The organism is Salinibacterium sp. NG22, from assembly GCF_015864925.1.
Lineage (GTDB): Bacteria > Actinomycetota > Actinomycetes > Actinomycetales > Microbacteriaceae > Rhodoglobus.
This window is the reverse complement of record NZ_JADYWG010000002.1, coordinates 175279-193039: the sequence shown is the minus strand read 5'-3', so window position 1 is coordinate 193039 and position 17761 is coordinate 175279. Positions and strand designations below refer to the sequence as shown.

The 17761-nt window shown below is 59.9% G+C and carries 14 protein-coding genes; 10 read left to right on the top strand and 4 right to left on the bottom strand.

Annotated features, from left to right (window positions below):
* From gcvH to I6E81_RS10490, 3 genes are all read left to right on the top strand, one after another.
* Window positions 1-372, top strand: coding sequence for a glycine cleavage system protein GcvH (gene gcvH / locus I6E81_RS10500; RefSeq protein ID WP_197107396.1), 372 nt, complete (start codon window positions 1-3; stop codon window positions 370-372).
* Complete coding sequence (gene gcvP / locus I6E81_RS10495) at window positions 372-3296, top strand: aminomethyl-transferring glycine dehydrogenase (protein WP_197107395.1); 2925 nt, start codon at window positions 372-374, stop codon at window positions 3294-3296. The genes gcvH and gcvP overlap by 1 nt, the downstream gene beginning before the upstream one ends.
* A gap of 257 nt (window positions 3297-3553) precedes the next feature.
* Window positions 3554-5311, top strand: a complete 1758-nt coding sequence (locus tag I6E81_RS10490; RefSeq protein WP_197107394.1) for a VWA domain-containing protein — start codon at window positions 3554-3556, stop codon at window positions 5309-5311.
* Window positions 5312-5343: 32 nt separating this feature from the next.
* Here I6E81_RS10490 and I6E81_RS10485 read toward each other — a convergent pair whose 3' ends face one another.
* The 4 genes from I6E81_RS10485 to I6E81_RS10470 are packed head-to-tail and all read right to left on the bottom strand — an operon-like array spanning window position 5344 to window position 7494.
* Window positions 5344-5766, bottom strand: coding sequence for a VOC family protein (locus tag I6E81_RS10485; RefSeq protein ID WP_197107393.1), 423 nt, complete (start codon window positions 5764-5766; stop codon window positions 5344-5346).
* 19 nt (window positions 5767-5785) lie between these two features.
* A complete protein-coding gene (locus tag I6E81_RS10480; protein ID WP_197107392.1) occupies window positions 5786-6262 on the bottom strand; it encodes a GyrI-like domain-containing protein in 477 nt (158 codons plus the stop codon).
* A 51-nt stretch (window positions 6263-6313) separates the two neighbouring features.
* Window positions 6314-7096 carry a CPBP family intramembrane glutamic endopeptidase gene (locus I6E81_RS10475; RefSeq protein WP_197107391.1) on the bottom strand — a complete coding sequence of 261 codons (783 nt, stop codon included), beginning with the start codon at window positions 7094-7096 and terminating at the stop codon, window positions 6314-6316.
* The gene (locus I6E81_RS10470; RefSeq protein ID WP_197107390.1) at window positions 7093-7494 is read right to left on the bottom strand and encodes a thiol-disulfide oxidoreductase DCC family protein; all 402 of its coding nucleotides are present in this window, start codon (window positions 7492-7494) and stop codon (window positions 7093-7095) included. The genes I6E81_RS10475 and I6E81_RS10470 overlap by 4 nt, the downstream gene beginning before the upstream one ends.
* A gap of 249 nt (window positions 7495-7743) precedes the next feature.
* Here I6E81_RS10470 and I6E81_RS10465 point away from each other — a divergent pair, with 249 nt between their 5' ends.
* The 7 genes from I6E81_RS10465 to I6E81_RS10435 all read left to right on the top strand — a co-directional run bounded on the left by I6E81_RS10465 (window position 7744) and on the right by I6E81_RS10435 (window position 17739).
* Complete coding sequence (locus tag I6E81_RS10465; protein ID WP_197107389.1) at window positions 7744-9354, top strand: ABC transporter substrate-binding protein; 1611 nt, start codon at window positions 7744-7746, stop codon at window positions 9352-9354.
* A gap of 137 nt (window positions 9355-9491) precedes the next feature.
* Window positions 9492-10421, top strand: a complete 930-nt coding sequence (locus I6E81_RS10460) for an ABC transporter permease (protein ID WP_197107388.1) — start codon at window positions 9492-9494, stop codon at window positions 10419-10421.
* Entirely contained in the window at window positions 10411-11370 is a 960-nt protein-coding gene (locus tag I6E81_RS10455) for an ABC transporter permease (protein WP_197107387.1), read from the top strand. The genes I6E81_RS10460 and I6E81_RS10455 overlap by 11 nt, the downstream gene beginning before the upstream one ends.
* A complete protein-coding gene (locus I6E81_RS10450; RefSeq protein WP_197107386.1) occupies window positions 11367-13118 on the top strand; it encodes an ABC transporter ATP-binding protein in 1752 nt (583 codons plus the stop codon). Before I6E81_RS10455 ends, I6E81_RS10450 begins: the two co-directional genes overlap by 4 nt.
* Window positions 13119-13226: 108 nt before the next feature.
* Window positions 13227-15029, top strand: coding sequence for an ABC transporter family substrate-binding protein (locus I6E81_RS10445; RefSeq protein WP_307784145.1), 1803 nt, complete (start codon window positions 13227-13229; stop codon window positions 15027-15029).
* Window positions 15030-15232: 203 nt separating this feature from the next.
* Window positions 15233-17140, top strand: coding sequence for a translational GTPase TypA (typA, locus tag I6E81_RS10440; protein WP_197107385.1), 1908 nt, complete (start codon window positions 15233-15235; stop codon window positions 17138-17140).
* Window positions 17141-17214: 74 nt separating this feature from the next.
* Window positions 17215-17739, top strand: a complete 525-nt coding sequence (locus I6E81_RS10435; protein WP_307784144.1) for a hypothetical protein — start codon at window positions 17215-17217, stop codon at window positions 17737-17739.
* The last annotated feature ends 22 nt before the right edge of the window (window positions 17740-17761 follow it).

Sequence of the window (17761 nt, the reverse complement as noted above, 5' to 3'; positions counted from 1 at the left end):
ATGGCTGAGAAGAGCGAATTGCAGTACACCGCCGAGCACGAATGGGTGCTGGTCGACGGCAACATCGCGACGGTCGGAATCACCGACTTCGCGGCAGGCAAACTGGGCGACATCGTCTTCGTTGACCTGCCCAAGGTCGGAGCCACCGTCGCTGAGGGCAAGATCGTCGGCGAGATCGAGTCGACCAAGTCGGTGGGTGAACTCTTTGCTCCCGTTGCGGGAACCGTTGTCGAATCCAACGATGCTGTCGCCGACAGCCCAGAGCTCGTCAACAGCGACCCCTTCGGTGAAGGCTGGCTCGTGAAGATCGAATTTACTGAACTCCCGTCGATGCTCAGCCTCGACGAATACACCGCATTGACAGGCGAATAATGCCCAACCCTTTCATCAGCGGCACGTTTGCTGACCGCCACATCGGCACGGATGACGCAGCCCAGGCCAGCATGTTGGCCGCTGTCGGCTACGACAGCCTCGAATCGCTCGTGGATGCCGCGGTTCCGCCCGCCATTCACCAGACTCCGGTCGTGAATTCCACGATCCCGGCTCCTGCCTCTGAGCGTGAGGCGCTCGCCGAACTGCGCGCCCTCGCTGGCGCGAACAAGGTTCGTCGCAGCATGATCGGTCTCGGGTATTACGACACCATTACGCCCGCTGTGATCAAGCGAAACGTGCTCGAGAACCCGAGCTGGTACACGGCGTACACGCCGTACCAGCCGGAAATTTCGCAGGGTCGCCTTGAGGCGCTCCTCAACTTCCAGACGATGGTTGCAGACCTTGCAGGCATGACCACGACAAACGCGTCGATGCTCGATGAGGGCACCGCCGCTGTGGAGGGAATGCTTCTTGCGCGCCGTGCGGCTCGCGTGGAGTCGCCCGTGTTCATCGTGGATGCCGACACTTTTCCGCAGACCAAGGCTCTGCTGGCGAACCGCGCGGAGGCTCTCGGAATTGAGCTTGTAGAGCTCGACCTGGCCACGCTCGGTGCGAACCCAGAGCTGCCGGAATGCTTTGGTGCGCTCATCCAGTACCCGGGTGCAACCGGTCGCGTGTGGGATTCCAGCGAGGTTATCGCTGCGGTCAAGGCTCACGGCGGACTCGCTGTTGTTGCTGCCGACCTGCTCGCCCTCACGATGCTGAAGTCGCCAGGAGAACTCGGCGCAGATGTTGCTGTCGGCACCACGCAACGCTTTGGCGTTCCGATGGGCTTCGGCGGACCGCACGCCGGCTACATGTCCGTGCGCAAGGGCCTCGAACGTCAGTTGCCCGGCCGCCTCGTCGGCGTATCTCAGGATGCCGCCGGCGACCCCGCCTATCGTCTGTCGTTGCAGGCGCGTGAGCAGCACATCCGCCGCGAGAAGGCGACCTCCAACATCTGTACTGCACAGGTTTTGTTGGCTGTCATGGCATCCATGTATGCCGTCTATCACGGTCCCCAAGGTCTCAAGCGAATCGCTCAGCGCATTCACCACGACACTGCCAAGTTCGCGGCACGCCTGACCGCCGCGGGCTACACGGTCGAGAACAGCACCTTCTTTGACACCCTCTCGGTGACGAAAAAGGGCCAGGCTCAGGCGATCGCCGCCAAGGCACTCGAGAGTGACATCCTGATTTATGTCGTGGATGCTGACACTGTGCGTGTGAGCTTCGACGAAGTATCGACGCAGCCCTATGGCGGAATGCTCGCCGCACAAGAGAATGATCTCGCCGACGCCTTCGGGCTGGAGAGCGGCTACACGACGCCGCTTGACGACTCCAGCATTCCCGAGGCTCTCAACCGCACGAGCGAGTACCTCACGCACCCGGTCTTCAATACGCACCGCTCGGAGACGAGCATGATGCGCTACCTCAAGTACCTCGCCGACAAGGACTACGCGCTCGACCGCGGCATGATCCCGCTGGGCTCGTGCACGATGAAGCTGAACGCTGCAAGCGAGATGGAAGCGGTGAGCTGGCCGGAATTTGCGGGCATCCACCCCTTCGCTCCTGCCGAAGATGTCTCCGGCTACCTCGTCATGATTTCGCACCTCGAGTCGTGGCTCACCGAGGTCACCGGGTATGACACCGCGTCGTTGCAGCCGAACGCGGGCAGCCAGGGCGAACTCGCGGGGCTCCTCGCGATTCGTGGCTACCACCGCGCGAACGGTAATCCGGAACGCACGATCTGCCTCATCCCGTCGAGTGCTCACGGCACCAACGCCGCCAGCGCGATGCTCGCCGGAATGCGTGTCGTGGTCGTGGCCTGCGATGACCTCGGCAACGTCGACCTCGATGATCTGCGCGCCAAGATCGCTGAGCACGCGAGTGAAATCGCCGCCCTCATGATTACCTACCCCTCGACTCACGGGGTGTACGAGCACGAAGTGCGTGAGATCACGCAGGCTGTGCACGACGCTGGTGGACAGGTGTACGTTGACGGTGCCAACCTCAACGCTCTGCTCGGTTACGCGCGGTTCGGTGACTTTGGCGGCGACGTCAGCCACCTCAACCTGCACAAGACCTTCTGCATCCCGCACGGCGGCGGCGGCCCCGGGGTTGGTCCGGTCGTTGCGAAAGCACACTTGGCCAAGTTCTTGCCTGGCCACCCCATGGCGCAGAGCCAGCATCATCCGGCATTCGATATGCAGACCGGTGCTGCCGGTCCGTATGTTCACGCCGGGGGAGCGGTCAGCGCTGCGCCCTACGGAAGCCCGAGCATCCTGCCCATCACGTGGGCGTACGTGCGCATGATGGGATCGGCCGGCCTCAAGGCGGCAACCGGTGCCGCGGTGCTCTCCGCGAACTACATTGCGGTGCGCCTGCGCGACCATTTCCCCGTGCTCTACGCGGGAGACAACGGCCTCGTTGCTCACGAGTGCATCCTCGATTTGCGTCCGCTCAAGGAGGCGACCGGCATCGACAACAACGATGTCGCCAAGCGCCTCATTGACTACGGTTTCCACGCACCGACGATGTCGTTCCCGGTGTCGGGCACGCTCATGGTCGAGCCCACCGAGAGCGAAGACCTCGCCGAGCTTGATCGCTTCATCGACGCGATGATTGCCATCAAGGAAGAAGCGGATGCCGTGGCGGCCGGAACGTGGCCAGCAGACGACAACCCCCTCATCAATGCTCCGCACACGGCGCATTCGGTGATCGCGGGCGACTGGGATCACTCGTACTCGCGGGAGCAAGCGGTGTATCCGTTGAGCTCCCTCGTGTCGGGCAAGTACTGGCCGCCGGTTCGTCGTGTTGACAACGCGTATGGTGACCGTAATTTGGTCTGCTCGTGCCCTCCGATCGAGGCGTTTGCGCACTAACAAATCGCACTAGTTTCCGTCGCTTCTGCGACGGAAAATGGCGCGTGCAGAACCGATCCAGTTCGGTTCTGCACGCGCCATAAATTTGTCCCCCGAAAGTGGGACACCAGTATTCATCTGGCATCGGCCTCTCCTGTGGAGAAAATTCTTCACTTTGGCTGGATTTTCCCTCTCCGGATGTTGTAATGTGCGTCTGGTGTACGGCGAGTGGTTGACCCGACAACCCCAAATCGCTGTTTCACCGACTGGAGACGTTCGTGACCACCCGACGGCATCGACACCGTAAGACCTTTTGGCAGCGGTGGAAGAAACGCTGGTGGCTGGCGCCTATTGCGCTAGTTGCTATTGCTGCGCTCTCGCTCGCTGGCATCCAATTGGGTGCTATTGGATGGATTTCCAACGCTGTTGCGCCTCTCGCTGGCGGCTGCACTGAGACTCGCCCTGTGGTGATTGCGGCTGACCCGTCGATTGCTCCCGCACTGACCATTGTCGCGGCGGAGTTCGATGAGGCTGACGGCAACTGCACCGAGACCGAAGTGCGTTCACTCGTTTCCGCAGACACGGCTGCGCTGTTCGCTTCGGGTGTTGCGGGCGATCTTGATGCGTGGGTTCCCGATTCGGCGGCCTGGCTCGATCGCGTTACGTCGATGGCTGATTCGCTCGGGCGCACTGCTCCCGAGCTCGAGATCACCGACTACGTCGCGAGTACCCCCGTCGTGCTGGCCACATCGGCGTCCCAAGTAGCCAAACTCGGAGACACCCCGCTGTCGTGGGAATCACTGCTCACCGGAACCGTAACGACCCTTGTGCCCGATCCCGAGGCGAATACCGCGAGTCTTGCCGGGCTTGCGCAGCTCCAGTCGGTCTCGTCTGCTGAAGATCCGCGCCAGTTCGCCGGCGCCATGATCGCCATGGGAAAGACAATTCCCCAAACGTCCGAAGAGGCTTTCGGGCTGGCGACTGATGCAACGCTGCCCACCGTTGTCGTGACGACGGAACGCGAAGTTGCCACCTACAACAGTGCGTCAGAGTCCTCGCCCATGATTGCGCTGTATCCGACGGACGGCACGGTCGAATTGACCTACCCCTTCGTTGAGGTCATCAGCGGGGATGAGACAGCGGAGACTTCCGCTTCCGCCACGTCGACGTCTACTACGGCTTCTGCTGCAGTGGCGAGCGAGATAAGTGCGGCCGACTCTCCCCAACGGCTTTTGACGGCACTGGCTGCGGCGACGCGCTTGTCCGCTGAAGTCTTGGCCAAGCAGGGGTTCCGCGATGCTGACGGCGGCGGTGACTTGAGGGTGACAGGAGTCCCCGAGACAGCGACCGAAGCGAAGCCGACGGCGGATGCTGCCGTCCAGATCGAGATTCTTCGCTCGTGGAGTGTTCTGACGCTTCGTTCGCGACTTCTCGTTGTCATTGACACTTCAGGTTCCATGCTCGACCCGGCGAGTAACGGCCTGCGCCGCATCGACGTGTTCCAGCTTGCGGCAAGCGAGGCGCTGTCAAAGTTCTCGGGTGAAGCCGAGCTGGGGGTGTGGGCCTTCTCGCAAAACCGTATCGGCACCCAAGACTGGGAACCGCTGTCGCCGATTGCGCCGCTGTCTGATCCCGCTCACGTGTCGCAGATCAACGGCGTCGTCGCATCGTTGCCGGATCGCATTTACGGCTACACGGGGCTCTATGACACCATCTTGGCTGCGGTCAAGGAGGTCAAGGAAGATTACGACCCGTCGAAGATCAACTCGGTTCTGCTCATTACTGATGGCTACAACGAAGATGACAACGGCATCAGCCTGTCGGCGCTTCTGAAAAACCTGAAGGCGATTGACGACCCGAATGAGCCCGTTCCGGTGATCTTGATCGGATTCGGTCCCGACACTGACCTCAAGTCAATGACGGAGATTGCCCAGTCGACGGGTGGTGCAGCGTATTCCGCTGCTGTGCCCGAGGACCTCGGCAAGGTGCTCGTGGATGCCCTGAGTCAACGGTCGTGTCGCCCGAACTGCACGTAGCAGCCGGGGTGGCCGGCTGAACTGGCCGAGAGCTAACGAGTCTCGTTGTCGTCGCTGATGCTGACGATCCAGTTCACGGAGTATCGGTCGAGCACCATTCCGAAGATCCCGCCCCATTCGGCGCGCTCGAGCGGCATGTCGATTCGTCCACCGTCGCACAGCTTGTCCCAGTAGTTCTCGATGGCGGCTTTTTCGCTGAGGAATCCCGCAATTGAGATCGACATCGGTCCACCGGGTGCGTATTCCTGTGTTTTCGGGGTGTCGGCCATCATGAGAGTGATTCCGGCCGGGGACTCCAGCTGTCCGTGCATGACCCACTCTTGTTCATCAGGATCTTCACTGGCATTGAAATCGGCAAAGGTGTGGATTTCCGTGGTGCCGCCGAAGACGGACTGGTAGTAGGTGAGGGCTTCGCGAGCATTGTCTCTGAAGCTCAGGTAAGGGTTCGTTTTCATCGGCGTTTCCTCTCGGGGGCTATCCCGCGGCGGGAACCACGGGAAACTCGATGCGGGTCAGGAGTTCCGCGTCATCGACCTCGCCAGGGGCATTGAGATAGATCTCGCGCGGCGCTCCGGCGTAAGTGTGACCGTGTTCGGTGAACCATCCAAAGATGGCGCTATAGGCCGTCTTCAGGCCGTCGTACGGGCCCGTGTGCGTGACGGTGGCGACACGGCCACCGGCGAGTTCATGTGTCGTGAGAACCGGATGATCGATGAGACCGTTTGCCACCGGAACGCAGACCTCGCAGTTCCACGGCCCATCAGCGCGCATCTCGTCGGTGTATACGGCCATCACGGGCCCGAGGACGGTGATGGCAGAGTCGGCGGTTTCGGCGAGCAGGGTATCGATAACGCTGCTCATGTCGGCAGGCAGAGTCTCCATCGTTGTCGAGAACTCGATGGCGGCAACGATATGGCTTGGCACTGTTTCAATAGTGATTTCCGGCGACATGCGCCACACTCTACGCCTCGCATCCGGCGAGCGGTACCGGTTGTGGAGAACTTATTCGGTGGTGCCCAAGAGCGCGGGGAAGGCGCCGAGAGCCCAGCCGTAACCGACAAAGATCGCGGCGTCGATGAGCGTGTGGGCGATCACGAGAGGCAACACGCGGCGATAGCGCGTGTAGAGCCAGCCAAAGAGCAACCCCATGGCGACATTGCCAATAAACGCGCCGATGCCCTGATAGAGGTGGTAGGTGCCGCGCAGTATTGCAGTCGAGATAATGATCTGCCACCGGCCCCAGCCAAGGTCGCCGAGTCGGGCGTACAGGTAGCCGATCACGATGACTTCTTCGGTGATGCCCGCACGCAGAGCCGAGAGCAGTAGCACGGGCACGGTCCACCAGAACTGGTCGAGTGCAGCCGGAACCACGTTCACGGTGACGCCGAGAGCGCGCCCGCCGAGGTACACGGCAATTCCGGGGATTCCAATCGCTAGTGCCAGTGCGACGCCGGTCAGGCCATCGCGAACCGGTCGTGTGAAGTCGATTCCGAGTCGCGACAGTCGAGGCTTTGTGGTGTTCCACAAGAGAAACGCTACGAGCGCGACGGGCGCGAGATCAAAGGTGATTCCAAGCAACTGGTAGATCAGGTCGAAAGTTGGCCGTGTGCTGAGTGACGAGTTCAGCGTTGCGGTTTGCTGCGACAACGATTCGGTGCGGGTCAGCCTGTTCGTGATCGAGACGATCGAATAGATCGCGGATGCTCCAAGCGAGAGTGCAAGAACGATCGATATTTCTGACCACAGTCGCCCGCGCGATTGGTCAAGTGCTGGTGTTGAACTCACGCGGAGGGGCGCACGGCGCAGGCTGGTGTTCCGCCGGGCAGACGGTGGCGGTAGCGCGCGACGAAGCGGTAGCCGAGAGAGGCGATGGTGCTGAATGGCTCGGTGGCAATGAGGTGGCCGAGGAAGCGCCATCCGATCTGTGGCTGAATTCTGAGGAGGGCGGAGAAAGCCATGTGTCCAGCGAACTGTCGAGTAGGAGTCACGAACCAGGCTGCTTTCTCGACGTCGTCCTGAGTCAGCGCGTAGTCATCGAGATCGGTCCATTGCCAGGGAGTGCTTTCGGGAAACACCGGAAGAATGGCCTGCAAACGATTGACCCAGAGAGTGCAAAATGCGCAGTCACCGTCAAAGATCAGTATGGACTGGGGCGTGCGGGAAGCCGGGCTCGGTTGCGACATGGAAAGATGTTAACTCACGTTGCTGGGCGCTGCTCCGGAGGCGATTGCGCAGATTTGTAGTGAATGACAGCGTTAGTGCGCGGGAATTCTGCAAAGTATGCACATAATCTTCACGAGCGTTACTGCTGTGTAACGTTTGGCTTTACAGTTTTGCTTGGGGCATCCCCCCGTTTTAGGGTGTGAACTATCAAGCGCGGTGCGGCGTCAAAAATTCCGTGCCGTTTGCACAATTCTGCACAGGAGGAAACATTGAAGAGATCACGCATAGGCATCAGTGCAGTCGCACTGCTGTCAGCCTCAGCGCTCGCTCTTGCGGGCTGCTCGGCGAGCGAGGCGCCTGCCGAAGGTGACAGCGCCGCGATCATCACCACGAACGGAAGCGAGCCACAGCAGTCGCTCATTCCGACGAACACCACTGAAACTGGCGGTGGAAAGATTGTTACCTCGATCTTCGCTGGTCTGGTTTCGTACACCGCCGATGGCGATGTAGAAAACGAAGTTGCTCAGTCGATCGAGTCTGAGGATGGCCAAAACTGGACCGTCACGCTTAACGAGGGCTGGACCTTCACTAACGGTGAGCCCGTCACGTCGGACTCCTTCATTAAGGCCTGGCAGTACGGCGCGCTCCTCAGCAACGCACAGAGCTCCTCGTACTTCTTCGACAACATCGAAGGCTTCAGCTACGACGAAGAGTCAGAACTTACCGGTCTTGATGCTGTAAGCGACACTGAGTTCACCGTTGCTCTCATCAACCCTGAAGCAGACTTCCCGCTGCGTCTCGGCTACTCGGCATTCATGCCGTTGCCTGAGGCTGCATGGGAAGACCTCGACGTTTTCGGCGAGAACCCCATCGGTAACGGTCCGTACATGCTCGCCGAAGAAGGCGCTTGGCAGCACGACGTACAGATCGACCTCGTCACGAACCCTGACTACGACGGTGTTCGTACGCCCGCCAACGGTGGCGTTTCGATCATCTTCTACACCAGCCAGGACGCGGCATACGCTGACGCTCTCGGTGGCAACCTCGATATCCTCGATGCTGTCCCCGACTCGGCATTTGCTACCTACGATTCAGACTTCCCGGGTCGTTCGGTGAACCAGCCTGCAGCAATCTTCCAGGCGTTCAACCTGCCGTACTACCTCGAGCACTGGTCGGGCGAAGAGGGAGAGCTGCGTCGTGCAGCGATCTCGATGTCGATCGACCGCGCTGAGATCACGGATGTCATCTTCCAGGGCACCCGTACCCCCGCTACCGACTTCACTTCGCCGGTAATCGCTGGTCACTCCGACAACCTTGCTGGTGCTGAAGTTCTTGACTTCAACCCGGATGAGGCCAAGAAGCTGTGGGCAGAAGCTGACGCAATTGCGCCGTACGGAGACACTGTCTTCGACCTCGCATACAACGCTGATGGCGGACACCAGGCATGGGTTGACGCTGTTGCTAACAGCATCAGCAACTCGCTCGGAATCGAAGCTCAGGGCAAGGCATACCCCACGTTCGCTGACGCACTCAACGACCGTGACGCTAACGCACTCACCGGTGGAACTCGTGCTGGATGGCAAGCTGACTACCCGTCGCTGTACAACTTCCTCGGCCCGCTCTACGTTGATGGCGCTGGCTCGAACAAGGAAGGCTACTCGAGCCCCGAGTTCGAAGCCATCCTTGCTGAGGGTGCTAGCGCAACCTCGGTAGAAGAGGCAACAGCGAAGTACCAGGAAGCTCAAGAAGTTCTCTTGGTCGACCTTCCTTCGATCCCGCTGTGGTACTCCAACGTCACCGGTGTCTACTCTGACAGCGTTGACAACGTTGTATTCGGTTGGGACTCTGTCCCGCTGTACAACGAGGTAACCAAGAACTAAGTAGTTCATCGGTTTACCCAGTTTCCACTCTCAACGTGTGATGCCCGGGGCTGTTTTGGCCCCGGGCATTACACTGAGTACCCTCATTCAGTGATTGTGACTCTTATGCTTATCCGTTCCTCCGAGGAAACCATCTAATGCTGTGGTACGCCGGCAAGCGTTTCCTTCAGATGATCCCCGTATTTTTCGGCGCGACCTTTCTGATCTACTTCATGGTTTTCGCCGTTCCTGGCGATCCCATCGCCGCTCTGTACGGCGACCACCCGCCAGCTCCGGGAGTGATCGAAGCGATTCGGGCCGAGTACAACCTCGACAAGCCGTTCCTCGTTCAGTACCTGCTCTACATTGGCGGACTGTTTCAGGGTGATCTCGGAACCACTTTCTCGGGTCGCCCCGTGGTTGATGTCATGGCTCAGGCCTTCCCAATCACTGCGCGCCTCGCCATTCTTGCGCTCGCGATCGAAGCATTCTTCGGAATCATCGTTGGTCTCGTTGCTGGTCTTCGCAAGGGAAAGCTCTTCGACGCTTCCGCTCTTGTCATCAGCCTTCTGCTCATTTCGGTCCCCACCTTCGTGGTTGGTTTCGTGCTGCAATTCGTCTTCGGTATCCAGCTTGGCTGGGCGAGAACGACGGTGAGCGGCTCGGCCCCCTGGGGCGAGTTGATCTTGCCCGCGATCGTGCTGGCCTCGGTGTCGTTTGCCTACATCGTGCGGCTTACTCGTGCGAGCGTCGCAGACAACCTCAACGCTGACTTTGTGCGCACCGCAACGGCGAAGGGACTTTCTCGACGTCGTGTGGTTACCGTGCACGTTCTGCGGAACTCGCTCGTTCCCGTCGTCACCTACCTGGGTGTCGACATCGGTTCGCTCATGGTCGGCGCGATCGTAACTGAAGGAATCTTCAACATTAACGGTGTCGGTGGAACCGTCTACCGAGCAATCACGTTGGGAGAAGGCCCCACAGTCGTCTCGTTCGTTGCAGTGATGGTCATCATCTTCGTGCTCGCCAACTTGCTCGTCGACTTGCTCTACGCCGCGCTCGACCCAAGGATTCGTTATGCAAAGTAACAACACTGGCCGCCAACGGCCCGGTCAAGAACACTTCATCGCCTCGCTGGCGGAAACCCCGGTAGCCGAGGTCGATCAGGTTGACGAAACCGGAAAGGCTCGCAGCACATGGACCGATGCGTGGGAGGCCATGCGTCGTCGTCCCATGTTCTGGATTTCCTCCAGTCTCATCTTCGTGATCCTTATCGTCGCCCTGTTTCCGGGATTATTTGCGAGCGTCGATCCACGCGAGTGCTACCTGAAGTTCAGCAATGGCGATCCGCAGGCCGGTCATCCGCTCGGGTTCAACCGTCAAGGCTGCGACGTCTACTCGCGAATCATCTTCGGAACCCAGGCTTCGGTAACGATCGGTCTGTTGACCACCGTGATCGTCACGCTCTTCGGCGGCGTCATCGGAGCTCTTGCTGGCTTCTATGGCGGGCTCCTCGATTCGATCGTCTCGCGTCTTGGTGACGTCTTCTTCGCTGTCCCCACCGTTCTCGGAGCAATCGTTCTGTTCTCGGTTATCTCGGTTCGCGACGCTCTGACGGTCTCGCTCGTACTGTCGCTCTTTGCGTGGCCACAGATCGCTCGAATCATGCGTGGTGCAGTTCTCTCGGCACGCAACTCTGACTACGTCACTGCGTCAGCAGCACTCGGTGTCTCGCGATTCAAGACACTCGTGCGCCACGTCGTGCCCAACGCAATCGCGCCGGTAATCGTCGTAGCGACCGTGTCGCTGGGTATCTTCATCGTTGCTGAAGCGACGCTGGGGTTCCTCGGAATCGGGCTGCCCCCGACCGTGATGTCGTGGGGAAACGAGATCAACCAGGCGCAAGTAACGGTTCGCACGCATCCGCAGACCCTGTTGCTGCCATCGGCTGCGCTGTCGATCACCGTTCTCGCCTTCCTCATGTTCGGCGACGTAGTTCGCGATGCCCTTGACCCGGAAGCGAGAGCACGCCGATGACCAATCCAGAAACAGTTCCAGTGACTCCTGACGCTTCTACCGAAGAAACCCCGCTGCTGAAAATCCGCGGGCTCGAAGTGGGCTTCGAAACGCAGCGCGGAATCGTCTCCGCCGTACGTGGTGTCGACCTCACGCTCTACCAAGGGCAGTCGTTGGCGATCGTTGGCGAATCCGGATCGGGCAAGTCCACGACGGCCCAAGCTGTCATCGGGCTTCTTCCCGGCGCCGGAAAGGTCGTCGGCGGTTCGATTGAGTTCGAGGGAAACGATCTTTCTACCTTCACTGACGCTCAGTTCGCTGAAGTGCGCGGTAGCCAGATCGGTTACGTTCCCCAAGACCCCATGTCGAACCTCAACCCCGTCTGGAGCATCGGCTTTCAAGTCGAAGAGGCGATCAGGGCCAACGGGCTTGCTCAAGGCAAGCAAGCGAGAGAGCGCACTATCGAAGTGCTGCAGGAAGCTGGTCTGAGCGACGCGAGCGAGCGCCTGAAGCAGTACCCCCATCAGTTCTCGGGAGGAATGCGCCAGCGCGTACTCATCGGTATCGGGCTCTCCGCCCGCCCGAAGCTCCTGATCGCCGACGAGCCGACCTCAGCACTCGACGTCACGGTGCAACGTCAGATCCTCGATCACCTGCAAACGCTCACGCGTGACTACGGCACGTCAGTGTTGTTCATCACGCACGACCTCGGCCTTGCCGCGGAGCGCGCAGAACAGCTCGTGGTGATGTACAAGGGCAAGGTTGTTGAGTCAGGCCCGTCGCGGGAGATTCTTGAGAACCCGCAGCATCCTTACACTCAGCGTCTTGTTTCTGCGGCGCCGAGCTTGGCATCGCGTCGTATTCAATCGATCAAGACGTCGAGCCCCGACGGCGAAGCCCCGAAGATTTTCGGGGAAGGATCGCTCGATGAGGCCCTCATTGCTCGAGCCGCGACTCGAGAAGCTGCGGCAGATCAAGACCTGATCAAGGTAAGCAACATCACCAAGGTCTACGAGATTCGCAAGCAGGGGTTCCGCAAGGACAAGCTCCTCGCAGTCAACGACATCTCGTTCGGCGTCAAGAAAGGCACGACGACCGCCCTGGTTGGAGAGTCTGGTTCTGGCAAGTCCACGGTGGCCAAGCTGATTCTGCAACTTGAGTCCCTCACGAGCGGAACCATCGAGTTCGATGGCAAAGACCTTGCCGGAATCAAGGGACAGGAGCTCCTCGAGTTCCGTCGCCGTGTACAGCCCGTGTTCCAAGATCCCTACGGTTCGCTCGATCCGCAATACAGCGTAGGCAACACGATCGCTGAGCCGCTGCTGGCTCATAAACTGGGCACAGCGAAAGAGCGTTTCAAGCGCGTGAGCGAATTGCTTGATCAGGTCTCGCTTCCGCAGGCCGCACGTCATCGTTACCCCGGCGAACTCTCCGGTGGTCAGCGTCAGCGGGTGGCTATCGCTCGGGCGTTGGCGCTCAAGCCAGAAGTTCTGGTGCTTGACGAAGCAGTGTCGGCGCTCGATGTGCTGGTTCAGGGGCAAGTTCTCAACTTGCTCACTGAACTGCAGACTGAGCTCGATCTGACCTACCTGTTCATCACCCACGACCTTGCTGTCGTGCGGTTGGTCGCGGATAACGTCTGCGTCATGCAGGGTGGCCGCATCGTAGAAGCCGCGTCAACAGACGAGGTCTTTGAGAACTCCAGCAATCCCTACACACAGGAATTGCTCGAAGCGATCCCCGGCGCCAACATCACACTCGGCGCCTAGTTTCTCGGTGCAGAAGGGCCGTTCCCCACTCGGGGAGCGGCCCTTCTGACTTAGACTCGTTTCTAGCGTGCCACCGCGCGCTGTGTGTCCGTGTGCAGGAGGGGTTTCGTGAGCGCCACAAGAATTACGGCGAGCCTTGCTGTTGCCGCCGCCGCAGCATTGGTGTTGGCGGGCTGTGTTCCTCAGCAATCGCCCACCATCGAAGGCTCTGAGCTCACCGTCGCGGTCACCCACCCCTATACGTCGGGAAACCCGTCAACGTCCTTTGGCGCAAGTGACACCAACGCGACGATCGCCTATGCCACAGGCTCAGGCTTCACCTATTTTGATGACACGTCAGCGCTTGTGCGCGATGAGTCTTTTGGCCACTTCGAGAAGGTCTCCGACGACCCCCTCGCGGTGACCTACACGGTGTCTGACGGCGTGCGCTGGTCGGACGGTTCCGCCGTGGACGCCGTTGATCTGCTTCTCGAGTGGGCTGCGACATCCGGTGCGCTTAATGCCCCTGATGCGGATGCCGCCAGCACGGTGGATCCCGAAACCGGGGCGCCAATAGATCGTTCGGATGACCGCGTGCTGTTCGACGCGAGCGCTACGGGAGATACCGGAATCGCTCTCGTCACTGAAATGCCGCAGATGAGCGACGACCGGATGTCGCTCACCCTCGTGTTCGATGAACCGACAGCCAACTGGCAATCTGCCTTCTTTGGTGCGGAGTCTGCCGCCAAACCCGCTCATGTTGTTGGCATGATGGCGTTTGCCAGTGACGACTCGATTGCGGCGAAAGAGCGCGTTTTCTCGGCCATTAGTGAGGGCAATGAGAATGATCTTGCCGCGATTGCTCGCACCTGGAATACGGTCTTCAATTTCGAAGGCATGCCCGCGAACAAAAGCCTTGTTGTCTCGAACGGGCCGTACGTAGTTTCAGATTTTGTGGCGAATCAATACGTGACGCTCCGTGCCAATGAAAACTACAGCGGCATGCGCGAGCCGACGTTTCAGGAGATTCGCGTTCGGTTCATGAGCGATCCGCTCGCGCAGGCACAGGCGTTGCTTGTCGGTGCTGTGCAAGTGGCAGTGCCGACGATGAATCAGGATGTGCGCAATGCTCTCGCGACGATGAACGCCACCGTCATCGATGGCACCACCGATAGTTTTGAACACCTTGACCTGCAATTCGCGGAATCAAAGAGTGGCGCCTTCGACGACCCGCTCGTGCGTCAAGCCTTCCTCGCAACGGTGCCGCGCGCCGCAGTTGTTCAGACTGCGCTGGGGGAGCTGTATCCCCGAGCAACGCCGCGTGACTCATTCCTTTTCGCTCCCGGCGATGAGGACTATCGCAGCGCGCGTGCCGCTAACGGTTCCGCCGACTTTGTCGAGCCAGACATTGCCGGCGCCAAAGAACTCCTTGCCGAAGCGGGCGTCTCGAAGCCTGCCGTATGCATCCTCTATGACGCCGCCGACGACATGCGTGCCTCCGAGTACGCGTTCATTGCCGAGTCTGCCAAGGCGGCGGGTTTCGTGGTGAGTGATTGTTCGACTGATGACTGGCGTGACCAACTCGGCACCCCCGGTGCATACGATGCAGCGCTATTCAGCTGGCAGAATCCTCGCCCCGGCGTAGGTCTTTCGGCGGCTATCTACGGCACCGATGGCTATGCCAACCTCAATTACTTCTCGGATCCAACGGTCGATTCGCTGATCGCCGATGCGACTGACCCGGCCCTCGATGACGAAGGGCGATCAAACGCCCTGAAGACGGCGGATGCTGCGCTGTGGAGTGCATCCTATGGAATGCCGTTATTTCAATACCCCAGCACAATCGCGTTCGACCAAGATCGGGTTGCTAACGTCTCGCTATCGTCGCTGAATCCAGGCGTATGGTGGAACGTGTGGGAGTGGAAGCCTTAGCATTTTCGACTCCCTGATGGGGCGGCTGCGATAAATCTTGTCAAACAGGGTAAACTGGTGGAGCAGGATACTCTGAATGATCTTCTGCGCCCTCCCAAGATCTTTACCCGGTGGCATCAGGCCGCCGATCTGCTGCCGAGAATTTCTGCGCAGCGTCTGCGGTGAAAGACCGCACAGCCTCCAATGAATTAAGGAATATTGCTATGGCTATGGCCACTCGCAGCGATTTGCGCAACGTAGCAATCGTTGCCCACGTTGACCACGGAAAGACAACTCTCGTTGACGCGATGCTTCGCCAGACGAACTCGTTCGAAGCGCACGCGCACCTCGAAGAGCGCGCAATGGACTCGAACGAGCTCGAGCGCGAAAAGGGCATCACGATTCTCGCGAAGAACACCGCGATTTCGTACAACGGCAAGTACGCCACCGATGGTCCCATCACGATCAACGTCATCGACACCCCCGGCCACGCCGACTTCGGTGGCGAGGTTGAACGTGGACTCAGCATGGTTGACGGTGTTGTTCTGCTCGTTGACGCCAGTGAGGGCCCGCTTCCGCAGACTCGCTTCGTTCTTCGTAAGGCTCTTGAAGCCAAGCTTCCCGTGATCCTGTTGGTCAACAAGACTGACCGTCCGGATGCGCGCATTGACGAAGTTGTTGCCGAAAGCCAGGACCTGCTCCTCGGCCTCGCGAGCGACATGGCAGACGACGTTCCCGACCTCGACTTGGACGCCATTCTTGATGTCCCGATCGTTTACGCTTCCGGCCGTGCCGGTGCTGCAAGCTGGAACAAGCCCGAGAACGGCACCTTGCCTGACAACGATGACCTCGAGCCGTTGTTCGACGCCATCCTCAAGCACGTTCCCGCACCGTCGTACGACGACGAGCACCCCCTGCAGGCCTGGGTTACCAACCTTGACTCCTCGCCGTTCCTCGGCCGTCTTGCTCTTCTGCGTGTCTTCAACGGCACCATCAAGAAGGGCCAGACTGTTGCCTGGGTCAAGCACGATGGAAGCGTCGCTAACGTGCGCGTCACCGAGCTCATGATCACGAAGGCTCTCGACCGTTACCCTGCCGAAAGCGCCGGCCCCGGCGACATCGTCGCTGTTGCAGGCTTCGAGGACATCTTCATTGGTGAAACTCTCTGTGACCCCAACGATGTTCGCCCGTTGCCGACCATCACGGTCGACGACCCCGCAATCTCGATGACCATCGGAACCAACACCTCGCCGGTCATCGGCAAGGTCAAGGGCCACAAGCTCACCGCTCGCATGGTCAAGGACCGTCTCGACCGCGAACTCGTCGGTAACGTCTCGCTCAAGCTCGTCGACATCGGTCGTCCGGATGCCTGGGAAGTTCAGGGTCGTGGAGAGCTTGCTCTCGCCATCCTCGTTGAGCAGATGCGTCGCGAAGGCTTCGAGCTCACCGTCGGTAAGCCCCAGGTAGTTACCAAGCGGGTCGACGGCAAGCTTCACGAGCCGTTCGAGCACCTCACGATCGACGCTCCAGAAGAGTACTTGGGTGCAATCACTCAGCTTCTCGCCGCCCGCAAGGGCCGCATGGACGGCATGAGCAACCACGGCACCGGCTGGGTTCGCATGGAGTTCGTTGTTCCTTCGCGTGGTCTCATTGGATTCCGCACCGAGTTCATGACCATCACCCGCGGTGCTGGTATCGCCAACGCGGTCTCGCACGGCTATGACCAGTGGGCCGGCGAAATTCTTACCCGTGTCAACGGCTCAATCGTCGCTGACCGTGCCGGTGCGGCTACTCCGTTCGCGATGGTTGCTTTGCAGGAGCGCATGTCGTTCTTCGTTGAGCCCACGCAGGAGGTTTACGAAGGCATGGTTGTTGGCGAGAACTCACGCGCCGACGACATGGACGTCAACATCACTAAGGAAAAGCAGCTCACCAACATGCGCCAGTCGACCTCGGACTCGTTCGAGCGTATGACTCCGTCGCGCAAGCTCACGTTGGAAGAGTGCCTCGAATTCGCTCGCGAAGACGAGTGCGTAGAGGTAACTCCGGAGTTCGTGCGAATCCGTAAGGTCGAGCTCGATGCCAACGCTCGCGCGCGCAGCACGTCGCGTATGAAGAAGCAAAACGCCTAACCTTTCTTCTCGCAGCAGGCTCACATGAGTCAGCAATCTGCGCGGAGTACGATGCAGCTACGGTCATCCTGATCGTGGCTGCATCGTTGGTTAACGGCGCATTCAGTCGCACCATCGCGTCACTTCTGGAGTTAGTCATGTTGAGCGCCCGCCGCAGTGTTAGCGCATCCGTTGCCCTCGTTCTGGCCTTGGCCATTACGCCAGCGCTATCGGGCTGTTTCGGCGATAACCCCATCGGTGGAATCGTGGAACAGGCTACGGGCGGCAAAGTGAGCCTCGGCGGCGATGAGGTTCCCGAGGGCTTCCCCAGCGCGGTGCCACTGGCCGCCGGCGAAGTGCAGTTTGGTATCGCTGCCGGCGACGGAGATAACCGCGGCTACAACATCACCATCTTGACGGGCACTGAATCGCCCCTCGATGCCATCGAAACGCAATTTGCGGATGCCGGTTACGAGTCACAAGTGCAAGCCAGCGGTGCTGATGGTGCCGGTTCGGTTCTCTTCTCAAACGATTCGTGGAATGTCGTCGTCCTCGTCGCACACACCGATGATGGCTACACCGCGAACTACACTGTCGCGCCCGCTTCGATGGGCGAATAGGCTACTTCGGCACAGAGCTCGG